This window comes from Bradyrhizobium sp. CB82 (genome assembly GCF_029714405.1).
In the GTDB taxonomy this organism is placed as follows: domain Bacteria; phylum Pseudomonadota; class Alphaproteobacteria; order Rhizobiales; family Xanthobacteraceae; genus Bradyrhizobium.
On sequence record NZ_CP121650.1, the window covers coordinates 6,817,864 to 6,834,886 of the forward strand.

Annotated in this window: 12 protein-coding genes and 4 pseudogenes; 2 read left to right on the forward strand and 14 right to left on the reverse strand. The window is 62.7% G+C overall.

Annotated features, from left to right (window positions below):
* Positions 1-240: 240 nt before the first annotated feature.
* From QA640_RS33120 to QA640_RS33130, 3 genes are all read right to left on the reverse strand, one after another.
* A complete protein-coding gene (locus QA640_RS33120; protein WP_283037016.1) occupies positions 241-951 on the reverse strand; it encodes a lytic transglycosylase domain-containing protein in 711 nt (236 codons plus the stop codon).
* A gap of 191 nt (positions 952-1,142) precedes the next feature.
* A complete protein-coding gene (locus QA640_RS33125; protein WP_283042956.1) occupies positions 1,143-1,625 on the reverse strand; it encodes a S26 family signal peptidase in 483 nt (160 codons plus the stop codon).
* Positions 1,626-1,648: 23 nt separating this feature from the next.
* Positions 1,649-2,113 carry a DUF2840 domain-containing protein gene (locus tag QA640_RS33130; protein ID WP_283037017.1) on the reverse strand — a complete coding sequence of 155 codons (465 nt, stop codon included), beginning with the start codon at positions 2,111-2,113 and terminating at the stop codon, positions 1,649-1,651.
* 227 nt (positions 2,114-2,340) lie between these two features.
* Between QA640_RS33130 and QA640_RS33135 the strand changes: the two are divergent.
* Positions 2,341-2,754 (forward strand): annotated as a pseudogene (locus tag QA640_RS33135) (transposase); the annotation flags it as partial.
* Between the two features lie 590 nt (positions 2,755-3,344).
* Here QA640_RS33135 and QA640_RS33140 read toward each other — a convergent pair.
* The 4 genes and pseudogenes from QA640_RS33140 to QA640_RS33155 form a co-directional block, all read right to left on the reverse strand.
* Complete coding sequence (locus tag QA640_RS33140; protein ID WP_283037018.1) at positions 3,345-4,241, reverse strand: replication initiator protein A; 897 nt, start codon at positions 4,239-4,241, stop codon at positions 3,345-3,347.
* Between the two features lie 3 nt (positions 4,242-4,244).
* Positions 4,245-4,524, reverse strand: a pseudogene (locus QA640_RS33145) (helix-turn-helix domain-containing protein).
* A gap of 150 nt (positions 4,525-4,674) precedes the next feature.
* Entirely contained in the window at positions 4,675-4,875 is a 201-nt protein-coding gene (locus QA640_RS48400) for a DUF2285 domain-containing protein (protein WP_349253650.1), read from the reverse strand.
* Between the two features lie 719 nt (positions 4,876-5,594).
* Entirely contained in the window at positions 5,595-5,846 is a 252-nt protein-coding gene (locus QA640_RS33155; RefSeq protein WP_349253651.1) for a DUF2285 domain-containing protein, read from the reverse strand.
* A gap of 234 nt (positions 5,847-6,080) precedes the next feature.
* On the opposite strand from QA640_RS33155, the pseudogene QA640_RS33160 reads away from it, so the two are divergent.
* Positions 6,081-6,328: pseudogene (locus tag QA640_RS33160) on the forward strand (helix-turn-helix transcriptional regulator).
* A 198-nt stretch (positions 6,329-6,526) separates the two neighbouring features.
* Here QA640_RS33160 and QA640_RS33165 read toward each other — a convergent pair.
* The 7 genes and pseudogenes from QA640_RS33165 to QA640_RS33195 form a co-directional block, all read right to left on the reverse strand.
* The gene (locus QA640_RS33165) at positions 6,527-6,847 is read right to left on the reverse strand and encodes a DUF736 domain-containing protein (protein WP_018454792.1); all 321 of its coding nucleotides are present in this window, start codon (positions 6,845-6,847) and stop codon (positions 6,527-6,529) included.
* 191 nt (positions 6,848-7,038) lie between these two features.
* On the reverse strand, positions 7,039-7,203 hold the full coding sequence (locus QA640_RS33170; RefSeq protein WP_283037020.1) for a hypothetical protein: 165 nt from the start codon (positions 7,201-7,203) through the stop codon (positions 7,039-7,041).
* Between the two features lie 193 nt (positions 7,204-7,396).
* Positions 7,397-7,993, reverse strand: a complete 597-nt coding sequence (locus QA640_RS33175; protein WP_349253652.1) for a hypothetical protein — start codon at positions 7,991-7,993, stop codon at positions 7,397-7,399.
* Positions 7,990-8,913, reverse strand: coding sequence for a DUF2493 domain-containing protein (locus QA640_RS33180; protein WP_283037021.1), 924 nt, complete (start codon positions 8,911-8,913; stop codon positions 7,990-7,992). Before QA640_RS33180 ends, QA640_RS33175 begins: the two co-directional genes overlap by 4 nt.
* A 328-nt stretch (positions 8,914-9,241) precedes the next feature.
* Positions 9,242-10,303 (reverse strand): annotated as a pseudogene (locus QA640_RS33185) (toprim domain-containing protein).
* Positions 10,303-14,625 (reverse strand): strawberry notch-like NTP hydrolase domain-containing protein, encoded by a 4,323-nt coding sequence (locus tag QA640_RS33190; protein WP_283037022.1) that lies wholly within the window; start codon positions 14,623-14,625, stop codon positions 10,303-10,305. The pseudogene QA640_RS33185 and the gene QA640_RS33190 overlap by 1 nt, the downstream one beginning before the upstream one ends.
* Before the next feature lie 185 nt (positions 14,626-14,810).
* Complete coding sequence (locus tag QA640_RS33195; protein WP_283037023.1) at positions 14,811-16,922, reverse strand: ParB/RepB/Spo0J family partition protein; 2,112 nt, start codon at positions 16,920-16,922, stop codon at positions 14,811-14,813.
* Positions 16,923-17,023 lie beyond the last annotated feature (101 nt).

A 17,023-nucleotide genomic window follows, 5' to 3' on the forward strand; every position in this document is an offset into this window, starting at 1 on the left:
AACCTTGCCCTGGCCTGGACGTCTGGCGCGAGAAGGGTTGATTTCGTTCGATGAATCGCAAAGAGCGCCGGCAGAGGGCACCGCCGGCATGACCAAATCCTCGAACCCAACCAACCACATAGGCCGGACCGACGGCCGGCCTTTTCCCTTGCCATCCCCGGTCGGCCATCCCCTGCGTCATCCCTCCAACTGCCGAACGTACGAAAACATTCGACAACCTCCGACAGAGCGCGAGTGCGATCATCTTGATGCTACCGCGCTTGAAAACTGCACAAACAGACCAGTCGCACGAGGTATCAACGCAGACACATCCGCGTTGGGCATCTCCCTGGAGCGACCAATCTGTCGTGCAATCGTTGCCGAGCGATTGCCAGCGGAAGAACTCGTCGACGGCCCCACCGGGGGCGCGTCTCGCAACCGAGAAGCAGCGGGCACGGTAAGCGGAGCTCCGGATTGCCCGCGCTCGATTCCAATCTCCGATTGGATCGTTCGGACGTAGACCAACGTCTCTTCGGGCAGCCGACGGCCTGTTGCCAAGAGCTGCTCGTAGCGGCCCGGGCCTGCGTTGTAGGCAGCAAGGAACCCTTCTAAGCCGAAGCGGTCGAGCATCTCGCGTAGGTAGGCTGTCCCTGCCAAAATGTTCTCACGGGGATCAAAAGGATCGGAGCTGAACTCGTAGCGAACGCTAAGTTCGACCCAGGTCTCTGGCATGATCTGCATCAAGCCAAGCGCACCCCGAAGCGATATCGCCTGCGCATTGCCGCCACTTTCGACCTTCATCACGGTGCGGATCCAGTGTTCCGGGATCGCAAACCGGCGAGATGCCTCGGTCACAAATGGCGCGTATGAGGTGACTGGCGGGATCTCCGGCGAAGGCGCAGCCGATAGGTTTTCGGCTGCCGCCCGTGAGGGCAATTCGACTGTCATCAACGCGGCGATAAGGCCGACCACAACTGTGAGCGATGGGAGTCGTGTGGCTGAAGTCGCGGCTGCCCAGCACATCGCACAGAAGTGGCGGCCTCGGCGTTTCCCCGAAGCGCCGCTATACACGCCGGGCTTCGGGGAATTGCCCGAGAAGGGGAAAGGCTGTCGCGAGCGGCAAGACGGAAGAGGTGCAACTGCACGAAGCGAGATCGGCATGCTCACTCCTCCTTGGTCCAGATCGGAAGCGCATGGCCAATGACCGCAGATGCGGGGATGGGCCCGAAATACCGACCGTCCAAGGAGTCGACCGACTGCCAATTCATGACGAAGATCTCGCCGGCGTCGATAACGCGGCACCCCTGCCAGCTTGGCAATGGCCGGCCGCGCCTATCGCCTTCGCGGGCTTGCCCCATCTCGATGCTATCGACCGTGATTGTGAGCCCGCTCCTGCAGACGGTCTGTCCCGGCAAGGCCAGGACTCGCTTGAGCATCGGCACGCCGATCGGCAGATAGCCGTTCCAGTCGAGAAAGCTCGCAAGCGGCTCCGGCGTTTGAATTGCCACGAGCTCGGTGACGGTCAGTTGCTTGAGCGGTTGCAAACGATACAGACCGAGCGGAACGCTCTCTGAGACGTTCCAGACATAAGACGGAGGAGCTTCGTCGATCGTAGCGACCACAAGGGTTAGCGCTCCAAGACTCATGGCGATGGTGCACATTCAGTTGGTCATGACCCTACCCTCCGCCGATGCAGCCACGCCTGGTGACGGGCGCGGGTGTAGCCTCTTGGCGTCTCGTTGACGGAGAGACGGTTGTGTACGTGATGCCAATAGTCGGGAGCAGCGTCGGCCGGATCGATGCCGAGCGCCTCGACGGCATCGATGAGCTGCAGGACGCGCTCGACCTTCGGCCAACTGGATAAGCGCAGCAGGCTCTCGCCGCCGGGATTGATCCAAGGGACCGTCGAGTAGCGCCGACCAGGTTCCGCCGCGCGCAGAATATCGACGCGCGATAGCACTGTGCCGAAGTCGTTGGAGGTCCAACGGACGAACGCGAACATGCTGCCGGGTGCGAACGAGAGGACACGGCGATGACGGTCAACGATCTGCTCGCGAACCGGATGGCCGAAGCGGGTCCGGTTCTCGATGCGCTTTTCGACCCACATAAGCTCGACGGTCGTGACGTCATTCATGTTGCAGCTCCATATAGCCAAGAAGGAAAGCGGTCTGGCGCGGCCGATCGCAGACGGATTCGATGCGTGAATGAACCGCGCTGCCGTCAGCCGATACAACGGAACGCCCGCGTTATCTCTCCTGCACAGCGTTTGCACCGTTGCTGGACGCTAGAAGCGCGATGCGGCTGCAGCTGGCAAAGCTGCAGCGCCTGGCGCTGGCGGCGGCGCGCAGCGACAACGCTGTGCGGCGGATGATGACCGTGCCCGGTGTCGGCGCGCTCGTGGCGCTGACCTTCCGCGCCACCGTCGACGATCCCGCACGATTCAAGAAGTCGAGCAATGTCGGCGCCCATTTCGGCTTGACGCCGCGGCGCTACCAATCCGGACAGACCGACCGGATCGGCAGCATCTCCAAATGCGGCGACGAACTGACGCGGGCGATGCTGTATGAGGCGGCGATCGCGATCCTGACGCGCATTCCGAAGAACTTTAAGCTGCGGCTGTGGGGCCTGCGGCTGGCCAGGAAGAAGGGTTTGAAGCGCGCCGCGACGGCCGTGGCGCGCGCGCTCGCTGTGCTGCTGCATAAGATCTGGAGCAGTGGCACGACCTTCCGGTTTGGCGCCGGCGGCAAGCGCGGCCGGGTCGCTGCGGCGATGTAAGGGCCTCCGCGACCCGGCCGCTTCCACGCGCGCCTTTTCCTTCCGCCACGGCGGAGCGGCGTCTCCCGAGGAGACGGGGATTTGGGTGAGATCGCAACTTTTCTTGCCGGCGGCGGCTTCATGCCGACATTTGAAGCCATCAAGCACGGCGCTGGTTAGCCTGACCGCCCATTCCTCAGATTCCGGCTTGTGGTGGCCGTCGCGCCGACCACGGATGTTAGCGAGTTCTCCTCGACGAGCGAGTGGCCGCAAAGGAAAGCAACGATCGTGATGCGGTGACCCCGACTCCGACGATCGCGCAAATTTGCGCGCGATCGCGCCCGCGCGCGTGCATTGGCGACAACAATCGTATTGCAGCGAAGCTTTGCGCGTGAGAGAGTGGAGGCATGAGGCATCCTCAAAGCACTCGCGGCCGACTTGTTCACAACGTACTGATTCACAACAAGAAGTTAGTGTCAGTATGTTAGGAATGTTAAGAGAGCGAGAAGTCCTTGCGTGGCAAAGTGTTGGCTCGGATTTCGGTCCCTGATGGCACGAGGATCCGGTCCCCGATGGCACGAGAGTCTTGGTCCCCGATAGCACGAGTTGATTCACAGCTTATCCCCCGGTTCACGGACGTCGCGCTCACGCGGCCGTTTCGCAACGGGATCGATGAGGGCCGGCGCAAAGTTCAGTCGCTCGGTGCCCTTTGGATCGCATGTGATGACGAGTTGGTAACCCGGCAGCGTTTGGCGACGGACGATCTGGCGCAGGTCGTACGCGAAATGCTTGAGCGGCGACAAGCTGCCGGACTTCGCGTGGAGATGCACCATATCGAAGCTCCAGCCGCCTTCCTGGCGACCGCCATGCTTGCGCACCAGACGATAGAGCCAGCGCTCCAGTCCGCCCGTAAGATCGAAATACGCACGGTCGATCGTAAGGACGAGGGCTTCGTTCAGGACGCCGGTGTAGAACCAATCTGGCAGAATGAGCTCCAGCCCGCGGGGCTGGCCGTGCAAGTCTGCCGTCTCTTTCCATTCATTGATCCGGGAGAAACGATGCCGCCTGCGTTCCGTCGGCTGGCGGATTGATGTCATTACAGTGGTCGACTGCAGCCGGTCGAGCGCAGCCTTGAGGCGGTCGTAATCGCGCACGCTGGTGCCACGGCCGACGAACGTCAGGATCTCGTAGGGCGTTGCGGCCATCAGCCTGGACGTCTTCAGCCCGGCATCGCGTGCTTCGACAATCTGCGAAGCGGCCCAGATCAGGACATCGGCGTCCCAGATTGTCGCCATGCCGTGTTCCGGCACGGCTTCGACACGAATCGAGATCGTTCCCACGTGGAAATCGATCGGCATGATCCGCTTGGACTTCGCCAACGAAAAGAACGGATAAGCCATCAGGTCCTGTGCGTCGCGCGGCGCAAGATCGCCGGGAAGCGCACGGAATAGATCGAGTTGATCGCGCTCGGAGCGACGGCGGTGTGCAGATGATTTGCTGTCAGACATGGATCAGCGCCGCTCTTTGCCCGCATAGGGAATGGGGACGTGCCGCTTTGCGGGCAACACCCCCCCCGCCTCCAGGATCGCTGGTTGACGTCTGGGCGCCGCGATCGACCCACGCCTTGAGGTCATCGACCGCATAGACGACACGACCGCCGAGCTTGCGGTAGGTGGGGCCCGTGCCGTAGGTGCGATGCTTCTCCAAGGTGCGGCCGGATAGGCCGAGAAATCGCGCGGCTTCGGGCGTGCGCAGGTATCGCGGCGGCAAGCCGGCGTTCGGATCGGACATTTGAAGGGCTCCGTGATCATCTGGCGCGCTCCCGACTTGTGGCGCGCGTCGGCGGTCATGATGGCGGAGTGGACCTGCGTAGGGGGATGCCGAACATGAGGAGATCGATTTTCGATACCCTGCCGCGGATGGGACGCTTCGGAAGATGATCTACCGAATTCGCTTTGCTCGTCCCAGCAGCGCGCGATAGCCCCCGCGCATCATCGACACCCCTGTTTGAACCAAGCGTATCGTGCGGTTGCGCAAGTCGAAGGTCTTCCAGCCTCGCTCGGGAACCCGCTGGCGCCCGAACAATCCGGTTGCGATGTCGCGATAGCTATGTCCTTCCAGCCAGCCATCCAGTGCGCGCATGGCGAGGATCAGCCGCTGTCATCGCTGCACGGAAAGTGCAAGAAGAGATGGCCCGGTTGGGCGCCGTTCGAGCGCCAACCAAAGTCGAAGTGCCGCGCGCGCTCGAACGTCGAAATCGGAATCGAGTTGCAGCTCGACGGCGATGGGTGAACCGATCGCCGGCAAGTCTTGCAGCCATAGGCGGTGACTCGCCCCTCCCAACGGCAGGATGGCATGCCATCCGTCCGATGCATGACGAAGTTCACCACGTCGCAGCATCTTCGGATCGAGATCGAACCCCCTGGAATCCGAAGGCGCGACCACCGTGCGGAGTCTCAGCACGGTAGACAGAGCCTCGGGTGACCAGAAGATTGACTGCTGATCGAAAGGCTTTTGCGGGTCAGCTGCGAAAAGACAACCCCCATCGTTGCCGGAAATCGGCGCTCACCGCGCTCGATCGCTGGTCACCGGTCAGGCCTCTATAGGCCTCCTGGTACTCGCCATCGCGGCGAAGCCACTCCCACGCAATATCCATTGTCTCTGCCCCATAGACCCCGTCATAGGCAGACTCTGATCTCCAGTCGAAGGCTGACATCGTAACTTATTCCCCACTTTACGAGCGCAAGGAATTGCAGCATGACAATTGCGACTATTTAAGGTTGTATAGATAAGTTTGCTCTATAGACCGATTTGCCTGCTATCGGCCGACATCAAGAAATCACATTTGCTTCAAACTAAATTCATCTTTCATCCTTCGGCCATCCCTTCTGCAGCAAGTGACGATAGCCATGGCGCGCGGCCCACTTTGCACGTGCCAGATGACTGTCGAAACTCCGCCGAGCGCGATCCGGCTCGAGGTTGGGATCAAGGTGAAGGACGATCCGCGCGACCTCGCGCCAGTCGGCGTTTTCTGCATCGGCGTCGAGGAGACGCATATACGTGACGGCATGTTCCTCGTCGTAGGACGTCAGCGTCGGCTCGTCGGGGGCCAAATCTGCAACTTCTGGACTACGCGGCGACACAGCATAAAACTCCTACGGTCCTAGAAGCTTCGATCTAGCGAATCCCGACAAGCATTGTCGTGTCGCGCCGCCCACTGGTCTACAGGTTTTATGCATACCACAGATGAAATACCTTTTGGGTAGCGACGTCGAGGCGCTTTGATCCTCTCTTTTGTAGAGAATACTCCGTGGAGAAATACTCTTCAAGGCGCTGCCTTCTGGGCTATGAAGGTTCGCGAGGTTTTGGCGCTGAATGTGCGGAAGCTTCGGCAGGCAAAAGGCTTGTCGCAGGAAGAGCTGGCGCATCGCGCAAAATAGATCGCACTTATGTCAGTTCGATCGAAAGATGCCGCTATTCCGCCGGGGTGGATGTGGTGGACCGTCTTGCGCGGGTTCTCGGGGTTGAAGCATCCGATCTGCTAGTGCGCCCCACCCCGGACAGCAAAAAGGGACAGAGTTCGACTCCTGCTTAAAGTAAGCCTGCGCTTGGGCGGGCATTTACCTCGCCAAAGGCGAACTGAAGAATCGTCAGCCGCTAACGCTGGAAGAAAATGCACTGCTGGCCGGCACGGGCTCGGCTTTGGCGGCAACACGCGGCACTTCGATCTTGTTTTGCAACCTCGGAAGCAAAAACCCCGCCCGGATGGTCCGGGCAGGGCTGAGCGGGCGATCTACTCGCCGTTCTTGCGGGGCCGCGACCAGAGCAGGGTGTAGCCCTCACCACCTTCGTCGTCGAACAGGTTCGCGTAGATCGGCGCGTTGAAGGAGGGGTCGTCGAGCTTGAGCGAGAGGTAGTCGCGGCCCTCTTCCGAGCGCTTCGACCAGGCTGCCCCGATCTCCGCGCGGCCCACGTAGATGCGATGGCTCGGGGCGTTGTCGTTAGACCGGTTCGTCTCGGCGACGATGCGGACGCCCTTGGCCTGCAGGCTCAGAGTGACGATCTCGCCCTGGAAATCGTTACCGACCTTCTTGAAAGAACCGATGTTAGCCATGTCACTTCTCCTGTTGTGTTTCGAGCCCGCGACCACCGCGGCCTCGATGGCGATCTGGAGGCCGAGGACGATCGGCGACGCACCCGCCCGCGGGCCGGAGCGCAGCGGAGGACGCCGTTGTGGCGACTTTCTTGCCTCGCGAGGAATGGGCGAAGCCCAGGGGAAGAAAGTCGCATCAACGGCGTTGCGGCTCAGACGATCGAGGCGAAGCCGGTCTTCGGCCAGATCAAGCCATCAACGAGGCCACGTGCGTCCGCGTGCTGAACCACAATCTCTGGAGAAGCGTGGCTTATCTCGGCTTTGATGAACAAGAGGTCGGAACGATTCAGCGCGGAAAGAGAAACAATCTCCTGCAAAGGGCGGCATCGTCTCTCAGGAACGGACCGAAGTTAACACCGCTGCGCCGCGGATGCGTGGACCTGACCGAATACCAGGTTATTGATCGAGGAGTTCAGAGGAGGCCTGCCTCGCTCGCGCTCAGCCTTCTATCATCTCCCGTTCACCGTGCCGATCTAAGCGCACCTGTTCGACGATGAAGGCGGAAAACGGTTATCCCTCGGGCCGTGCGGCCGTAAGAACTGCTTGGGAGGGCGGGCGAGTCTCCGCCAAAACCATCAAGCGCTTCCATGAGGTAACGCCAATGCAAACTGCGCCGATGCAAGCGAAGACCTCACGCCAGGCCAGCGAAGGCACTCCGATGTGGGACACCGCGAACACCACATGGTAGCCGGCGACGGTAGCTGGGACGGCAAATGCGGTCGCGACGGCGATGCGCAAGGCCAAGGAACGAGTGACAGCGACGGCGACCTGACCGAGGACAAGGGTCAGCGCACCAATGGCCGTTCCGATGAGCAGAGCGCCAATGAGGCCGGCGCCGTTCTGAAACGCCGTCATCCCGATGCTCAGCGCGACGAAAAACGGCAGCGCATACACAGCGGGCGCAACGATCGCCCAGCAGAACAAGCCAATGCCGAGTGTGTTGAGAACAAGCCCAAGGGCGAGCATGGTGGTGGCTCCATGTGCATAGATCGAGCAGTCGCGCCTTCCACCACCACCACGGCGCAACCTCAGACCTAAAATCGAAACGAGGCGGAGTTGCGGCGCATGCAACTCCGCTTCGATGGATCGACGGCGAACGACGCTCACGCGCCGCCGAACCTCCAGACAGGGATGCCGAGCCGCTTCGCCTTGTCGGCGAGGTTGTCCTGGATTCCCGTGCCTGGGAAGTGCATGACGCCGATCGGCAGGAGTTCGAGCATGGCGTCGTTGCGCTTGAAGGGCGCCGCCTTGGCGTGCTTGGTCCAATCGGGCTTGAAAGCGATCTGTGGCACCTTGCGGCTGGTCGCCCATTTGGAGGCAATCAGTTCGGCTCCTTTGGGCGAGCCGCCATGGAGAAGAACCATGTCGCGATGCTTGGCGTGGACCTTGTCGAGGCGGTCCCAGATGAGGTGGTGGTCATTGAAGTCGAGTCCACCGGTGAGTGCGATCTTCGGTCCTGGCGGCAACAAGACCTCGGTTTCAGCACGACGCTTCGCTGCGATGAAGTCGCGGGAGTCGATCATCGCTGCGGTGAGCTTGCGGTGGTTGACCAGCGACCCTGATCGAGGGCGCCACGATGAGCCGGTATGAGTCTCGAAGCGTTCGATGGCCTGGTCGCGGAAGAGTTCCAGGCAGCCACGGCGCTCGATCAACGTGATGCCTTCGGCCGTCAGGCGCTCGAGTTCGACTGATCGCACCTCGGAGCCGTTCTGCTCGCGCTGGCTCTTCTGCTGCGCTTGTTCATTGTCGTCGAGTTGGCGTTCGATGCGGTCGACGGCGCGGTGGAACAGGTTGACCGTCGACCAGAGCAGATCGTTAAGGTCAGGTTCGAGCCGCGTGTCGCTCAACGTCGCGACCAGGGCGTCGAACACATCGGCGACAGCGCCAGCGATCGTCTTGCCCTCGGGAAGCGGTCGTGGGTCAGGCTGGTCGTCGAAGGGACGGTAGCCGAAGAGCTGTAGTTCGGTGAGGACGTGGTCAGTTGGAGACGAGGCGTGCGGCGGCTCAATGTCGTCGTGGTCGGTCATCGGAGAGATCCTTTGCCGGATCGGCCGCGCCCATCGCGGCCTTCGTGGCGATCACTCAGACGGCAGGCGGAACGGGCCAGAACCCGCAAGGGCCGAAGCGGCAGCGGAGGATGGCGGAGGCCGGCTATTTTGCTTCGCGATGCAAAGCGCGCCGGTCTGATGGCTGATGTGCCTGCTCATCGCCGGCGCGCGGCGGAAAATAGCCGGACGTAGCCATTGCCGGCCCGGTCCGGTTGCCGTCCGATCGCCCTCTAGAAGGCCGAGGTCGCGCCCGCTTCCGGCAATGGCCCTGTTATGACCGATCAATCAACGTCGATCGAAGCACGGCCTATTCTGCGGCTAGCGTCGCCGAATGCAGGAAGCGGACGACGTCCTCTGGCACGAGTTGAAGTCGCAGCGCTGCTCGGAGGGTCTCGAGGCCGAAGATGTGCAGGTCTTCGTTGAAATCGCCCAGCCGGGGCGACAACGCAATCGCTTCAATGCCGGCGTCTTCCGCGCGCTGGGTGAGAGTTGCCTGCACGGCATCTCCGGCAGCATCTGCATCGCGGGCGATATAGAGCCGACGCAGGCCAGGCGGCAGCATCATGGCCGAGAGGTGATTGGCCGAGAGCGCCGCGGCCATAGGCATTGTCGGCAGCACGCAACGCAATGAAAGCATGGTCTCGATTCCCTCGCCGGCAGCGAGCACGTCGTCCACCACGCCGAAGCGAACGGCGTTGGCGAGCAGGTCGCCCATGGCCCGTCGTGGCGTGTCGATCGGAGCTTTGCCGAGACGAGTGCGATCAAAGCCGTCTGGATCGAGCCAGGTTCGGTGCGCTCCAGTGATCCGCCCCTCGAGGTCCGTGACGCAGGCAATCATCGCCGGCCAGATTTCTGTCGGCGAATGCGCATCCGGTCGTTAGTAACAACGTGGGTGGAAGCGCAAGCTGCCGCCATGGTGGATGCGGGCTATTCCGCGACGTTGCAAGTATGTTTCAACCGCGGTCCCCTCGATCGGACTGGACATTGCAAAGAGCCGACAAGCGGCTTCCTGCGATCCGGTCGGTACAAGCGAACGAACGGGTTTGGAGGCCAGCTGCGGTTCATGACGAGGCAGCTTCAGAAACCGCCTCGCTTCCTTGGTGACCTCGCTGAAGTCGCGCAAACCCCGGCATTCGCGGATGATGTCGAGGAGGTCGCCATGCTCGCCGGTCGCAGCGTCAGTCCACTTGCCGGCGGGTCCCTTCCGCGATTCCTGGAGCCGCACGAACATCGAGCGGCCCGGCGTGTTGCGGACGTCGCCGACCACCCAGTACCGCCCCGCTCGCTTGCCATTGGAGAGATAGTATCGGCACACTGCCTCGGCCTCGCGCGCGAGGCGGCGTGCCAGTTCGCAAGGCGCGGGGGACATCACGCAGCCTCCCGCGCACTGACGCGCGCGACCGGGTAGGTGTCGAGCACCTTTGTCAGGATCCCGACGCCGCTTGCGTCCGTGGGCACGAACATCCGCAGCTTCCAGGATATAATCTCTCCAAAGAGGCCGTAAGCGCGCAGGCGATCGCGCATCGTGTCGTTGAATCCCGACAGTTCGATGCGCCATGCGCCCATCACCCGGACTCGGCGAAGCTGGAGCCCTTCCGCGAGGTCGAGGACGGTGCGTCCCTCCATCACCGCGGCAAAGGCAGCGTCCGGTGACAGCGTGGACGCGTCCGCCGAGATGGCGTTTGCGACCCAGGCGGCAGAAACCTTACGACCGATGATGCGTTCGCCCGCATCGGTCTGGAGCCGATAGACGCGGGTCGATTCGTTCGGCAGCCGCTTCCAGATGGGTAGCAGCAAGCCCACGACGACGTGGATCGTGCTTTCCGTGAACTCGGGGACCTCGGTAAGCTCCGCCAGCCAAGCCGCGGCGAAGCGTTCACGGTCCGCATCGACCCAATGGCTCTCCGCCATCATGTTCAAGGAGACCTGGTGCTGCTCCATTGGCCGGATCAGGCGGACGCGGCGCTCGATCTCGCCGTCGTCGAGCATGACGCCCGCCGCCGGGACCTGCACGGCGACTCGTCCCGACCGCTCATTGATCAGCAGGACAGCGCGATGATCGGAAAAGCGATCGAGAGCGTTATCCAGGCTCACAGGGTGATTGCGCTGTCGCTGGGTGATCGTGAGCAGCCTGGTCTCGGCGCCAGTACCCGGATGGACATAGATCGTCCGCCGGCCGCTGACGACAAAGCTCTCGGCGCGGAGCGTTTCCAGCCCGGCGTCGTAGGTGCCCGACGCGACAGCGCCCTCGATCCGAGCGGTCAAGAGCTGCTCGAAGGCGATGAACAAGACATTCTGCAGATCGATGGTGAGCGCCAACAACCTGTTCAGGAAGGTCGTGATCGGCGGCAGGTCATCCCTGATCCCATTGGCGTCCGTCAACTTCAGGCCGGTCGCATCTTCGAACCTGCCGAGCGAGCATCCCTCGACCTTGCCTCGCACCAGCAGCGTATAGAGTTGACGCAACGCATCGCGTCCGTACTGGCTTTCGAGATTGTCCTCGGGCCGGAACAGACCCTGCCCTCCGGTCTGGCGCTGGCCGCGCGTAATGGCCCCCAACGTGTCGAGCCGACGCGCGATGGTGCTGAGGAAGCGCTTTTCCGCCTTCACGTCGGTCGCGATAGGACGAAACAGCGGCGGCTGCGCCTGGTTGGTGCGGTTGGTCCGGCCGAGCCCCTGGATCGCAGCGTCGGCCTTCCAGCCGGGCTCGAGCAGGTAATGAACCCGCAAGCGGCGATTCCGCCCCGACAGTTCGGCATGGTAGCTCCTCCCCGTGCCGCCCGCGTCGGAGAATACGAGGATACGCTTGACGTCATCCATGAAGGCCGAGGTCTCGGCGAGGTTGGCCGAACCGGCGCGGTTTTCGACCACCAGCCGATGGCCCTTGCGGATGACGCGTCGCGAGCGGCCAGTCACTTCGGCGACCAGTTCAGTGCCGAAGCGCTGGATGACCTGATCCAGTGCCCCAGGTACCGGCGGCAACGACGCGAGCTTCTCGATGAGGCGCTCGCGTCGTGCGACGGCTTCCCGACTCTGGACCGGCTGGCCGTCCCGATAGACGGGCCGGGAGCAGAGGTTGCCCTCCGAGTCTGTAAAGGGCTCGTAGAGCTGGACCGGGAAGGAATGGGCGAGATAGTCGAGCACATACTCGCGCGGGGTGATGTCGACCTGGACGTCGCTCCAATCTTCGGTCGGGATATCGGCGAGCCGGCGCTCCATCAGCGCTTCTCCCGTCGACACGATCTGGATGACCGCGGCGTGTCCAGCCTCAAGATCGCTCTCGATCGATCGGACGAGCGACGGCGTCTTCATCGAGGTCAGGAGGTGACCGAAGAAGCGCTGCTTTGCGCTCTCGAAGGCCGAGCGGGCGGCGGATTTTGCTTGCCCGTTCAGCGTTCCGGTTTCGCCGGTGATGTTGGCGGCCCGCATCGCCGCGTCGAGATTGTTATGGATGATGCTGAACGCATCGGCATAGGCGTCATAGATGCGAACCTGCTCCGGCGTAAGCTGGTGTTCAACGAGCTCGTACGCGACGCCCTCATAGGACAATGAGCGGGCAGCGTAGAGACCGAGCGCCTTGAGGTCGCGCGCCAACACCTCCATGGCCGCGACGCCCCCCTCCTCGATCGCCTCGACGAACTCGGCACGTGTGACGAACGGGAAGTCGGCACCGCCCCACAGGCCTAGGCGTTGGGCATAAGCGAGGTTGTGGACCGTGGTGGCACCCGTCGCCGACACATAAACCACGCGAGCATCGGGCAAGGCGTGCTGGAGCCTCAGGCCCGCGCGCCCCTGGTGAGAGGCCGCCTGGTCGCCGCGCTCGCCCTTACCTCCCACCGCATTCTGCATGGCGTGGCTCTCGTCGAAGACGATCACTCCGTCGAAGTCCGAGCCCAACCATTCGACGATCTGCCTGACGCGCGAAAGCTTTTCGCCACGTTCGTCGGTGCGTAGCGTGGCGTAGGTGGCAAAAAGGATGCCTTCCGAAAGCCGGATCGGCGTGCCCTGGCGAAACCGGGACAGAGGCGTCACGAGCAGCCGCTCCATGCCGAGCGCGGACCAGTCGCGCTGCGCGTCCTCGATCAGCTTGTCGGACTTGCTGATCCAGACCGCACGGCTGCGCCCCTTGAGCCAGTTGTCGAGCAGGATGCCAGCGACCTGTCGCCCCTTGCCCGCGCCAGTGCCGTCACCCAAGAACCAGCCGCGGCGAAAGCGGACGGCATTCACTGCGTCATCGCGAGCGGCGGCCACGACATCAAACGTCGCGTCAACCGTCCAAGAGCCTGCCAGGAATTCGGAATGTGCTTCGCCAGCATAAATGACGCTCTCGATCTGGGCGTCCGACAGAACTCCATTTGCCACCACTGCCCAAGGCAGGTGCGGCCGGTAGGACGGCTTCGGCGGCGCAACAGACGCCATCGCGGCAGACTGCACGAGCTTGGTCGGATGTACGCACGATCCGGGTATACGGATCGACTGCAATCCGTATTCCTCATAAAGCGCATCGGTGAGTCGGGCGCCTTCCGGCGGTGACCATTCGACAGTCTCGTACGTAAGTTCGACGCCATTTGCAGGTCGGGTTTCCGAAGGGGACGACAGACATGATGCCGAAGCGCCCGCCGATCGGGGCATTGCGGGGCGCCTAATGACGTCGGCTACGACCGGCGCGGCGACTGGCAGCCTCAGAGGCACATGCTGGCTTACCCAGTCAAGCAAGGTGGCGACATCGCCCGCCATGCCTGGCGAAGCCGGAAATGCCTTCGGATCGGCAGCGGGCAACTTGTCGATTGCGAGCAGCCTCGTGTCCGACTGAGTGCCGTGCTTGGCGTACACGGCACCGTCGATCGCGGCAGAAAACACGACCCGCGCGCTCTCCTGGAGGCGAACAAAGGCCTCTAGCCACGTTGGGTTTTCCGGCGCAAGGCCCGCGCCGACGATGGCGACGAGGCGCCCACCGGCGCAGAGACGCGCGAGCGCTGAAGCGATGTGCCGGAAGGCGGCATCCGCCATCCGTCGATCGACATTCGCCACCGCGGAGAACGGCGGGTTCATCAGCACGACGCTCGGTACGACGCTCGCATCGAGGTGATCATCGATCTGCGCGGCGTCGAACCGCGTGACCTCAACGTTGGCAAACAAATGATCGAGCAGTGCCGCGCGGCCTTCGGCCAACTCGTTCAACATCAAAGAGCCGCCGGCGAGCTCGGCAAGGATGGCAAGCAAGCCAGTTCCCGCGGAAGGCTCCAGAACGCGGTCGGCAGGCATAATACCGGCTGCGGTGCATACGGCGAGTCCAAGGGGGATCGGCGTCGAGAATTGCTGGAACGCCTGGCTGTCCTCGGAACGCCGCGTATGGGTTGGCAGACAGCTCGCGATTTTCGCGAGCATTGGCAGCATCGCGGCAGTCGTGCCAGCCTTGGCGCGCATTGCCGGGCCGAACTTGCGAAGGAATAGAACGGTTTCCGCCTCGCAGACGTCATAGGCGGTCTTCCAGTTCCAGGCGCCGGACGCGTCCGAGGCACCGAAGGCAGCCTCCATGGCACCACGCAGGACGGCGGCATCGATGCAACGGCCGCGCTCCAGATCGGTCAATATCTGTCGGGCGGCCTTGAGGGCAGCAGAGGTGAGAGTGGCAGCGGCACGCATCGAGAACGGCGCGGCGGCAGCGCCGCCAGCGAGAGATTCGGTCATGGCAAGATTTCTTTCGGAGAGCAGGAACGGGTCGAACCGCCGGGCGCTCTCCTTTAGGACCACGGCGATTCAAACCCTTCCCGGCCAGCCTCTCCCTCTCAGACCTCGACAGAAAAATAGGGACCGGCGCTGTGCACCGGTCCCCGACCAACGCAGGACAGCCGGAGCCACCCCGCACCATGACGTCACTCAGCCGCGTCCAGCTGTTGTGCATCCTCGTCGCCGACGTTCTCCTGATCCTCCTCGTCAGCGAGGAATTCGGGCAGCGGGCCCGCTTCGTCCTCCTGCCCCACTGGCACCGCAGCGGGATCGACGAGACGCAGTGGCTCCGGCAACCAGCCCGAGCCATCCAGAAGACGCTCGGCCTCCTTGGCCATGTCGGCCTTCTTCAAGTGGTCGATCAGTTGTGCCGACGACTCGCCCCTGGCTTCCCGCACCGCCTCCAGAATGCGCGGCTTGGTGACCCGGCCGAGATAGTTATCGACGGTCGGTCGCCAGCCAGCTTGAACCATGTCGAGCGCGACCGCGCGCGCCAGCACATCAGCTTGGTCCAGACGCGTGCGGACACCGTGGGCGGAGAGACGGCCCTGATTGTAGCGGTTGGCCGGCTCATAGACGGCGTTGACCGCAAATGATGCACAATGGGCGAACAGCGACGCCTGTGCACCACCATCGAGAGCCGTCAGCGCATCCCAGAGATCGTTCTCGCTCTTCGGCAGCCGTGCCCTCCAGGCCTCATGCCGCGTCTCGACAGCTTTGGCGGAGACGCTTTCCCTCAGCCCCGGAGCTTGAGCGGGAAAGGTCGGTGTGCGAAGACCAATCTCGAGACAGCTCCCGGACGATGCGAACCGGTAAAAGGCCGTCAGCACGAAGTTGTGCAGCACCGCCTGAAACGCGATCGCGGGATTTTCTGCCAACGCATCCCGCAATGCCAGTGTGCGATGCGCTGTCAACTCGGTGATCAACCGATCCGGCAGAGGCCTGGCGGCGTCCTCATCGTCCTCTTCGGCATCAAGAGCACTACCCGCAACCGCGATCACCGTGCGCTGGACGGAAGGGCTCTCTTCCTGACCTTCGGTCGACGACGCATCGGCGCCCTGCCCGCCATCAGTTGCTGGCGCCTCGTCCTCTGGACGGACGTAACCCCGGTCGACCAAAAGGCGTCCTTCGGAATCGATGCTGATGAAGACACCAGCTCGGGCAATCTCCGTCGGATCGTAGAGCATCGGCCGATCTTCGAACGCCGCCAGCGCCGACTCGATTTCGCCGAGACGCTGATCGACATCTTCGGGCAATTCGTCGGCATCCTGGTAATCGGATTCAAGCTTGGCCTGCTCGGCGCTCAGGGCATCGATGGTGGCCTGTTCCTCAGGCGAGAGATCGACAGGTTTGCCTTCGATTTCTCGTAGGCCTTGAGCGTGGCCGTAGGAGAACTCTACGGCGACTGAGATCCACTTCCAGCCTTCGGCAGCAATCGTCTCAGCTTCGGCCTTGAGCTTTTCGGTTACGAGGCGGTCGAGCAACACGACGTCCTGCAACCAACCTCCGTCGTCGTGCTCGAATAGATCGCGCAGAACGCCGCCACCCGCGTGCTGATAAGCATCGAGGCCCACAAACTGGGCTCGGCGATCGGACCCGCGCACGGTGTTCTCGGTGAGCATGCGGCGGATCTGGTATGGCTCGTCATATCCGGAGCGGCGGACGTTCTCCCAGACTTGCTCCTGGCGGGCGTGATCCGCAGTGACCGAGAACGCCATGAGCTGCTCAAGCGTCATGCCGTCCTCGGCATAGACGTCATGCAACTTCGGCGAGACCGACGCGAGGCGCAGGCGCTGCTTGACGATCGCGGGGTTAACGAAATGGCGCGCGGCAATGTCTTCCTCGCTCATGCCGAGGTCGCGCAGCGTTTGGAACGCCCGAAACTGATCGAGCGGATGCAGCCCCACCCGCTCGTCGTTCTCCGCCACCGAATCGTCCTCAGCGATGCCCCCTTCGCGAACGACGCACGGCACCGCCTGGGTCTTGGACATCCGCTTCTGTTTCACCAGGAGTTCCAGAGCGCGATAGCGCCTGCCGCCCGCCGGCACCTCGAACATGCCGGTCTCGTTGCCATCTGCATCAACGACGGCCCGGACACTCAGACTTTGCAGAAGCGTACGCTGCGCGATGCTCTCGGCGAGCTGCTCGATCGAGACACCGGCCTTAACGCGGCGAACGTTCGACTGGCTGAGTACGAGCTTGTTGAAGGGAATGTCCCGGGAAGGCGACAGCGTGATCTTTTGTACAGTTTTCGTCATTTTGGCTCTCCACGACGGGCGGCCGAAAGACTCTCTCTCGGCTTCCAACCCGTCGCGAACAGCCTCCCCCTCCTCTCACTCTCGCGCGGTCACGAGGCCAA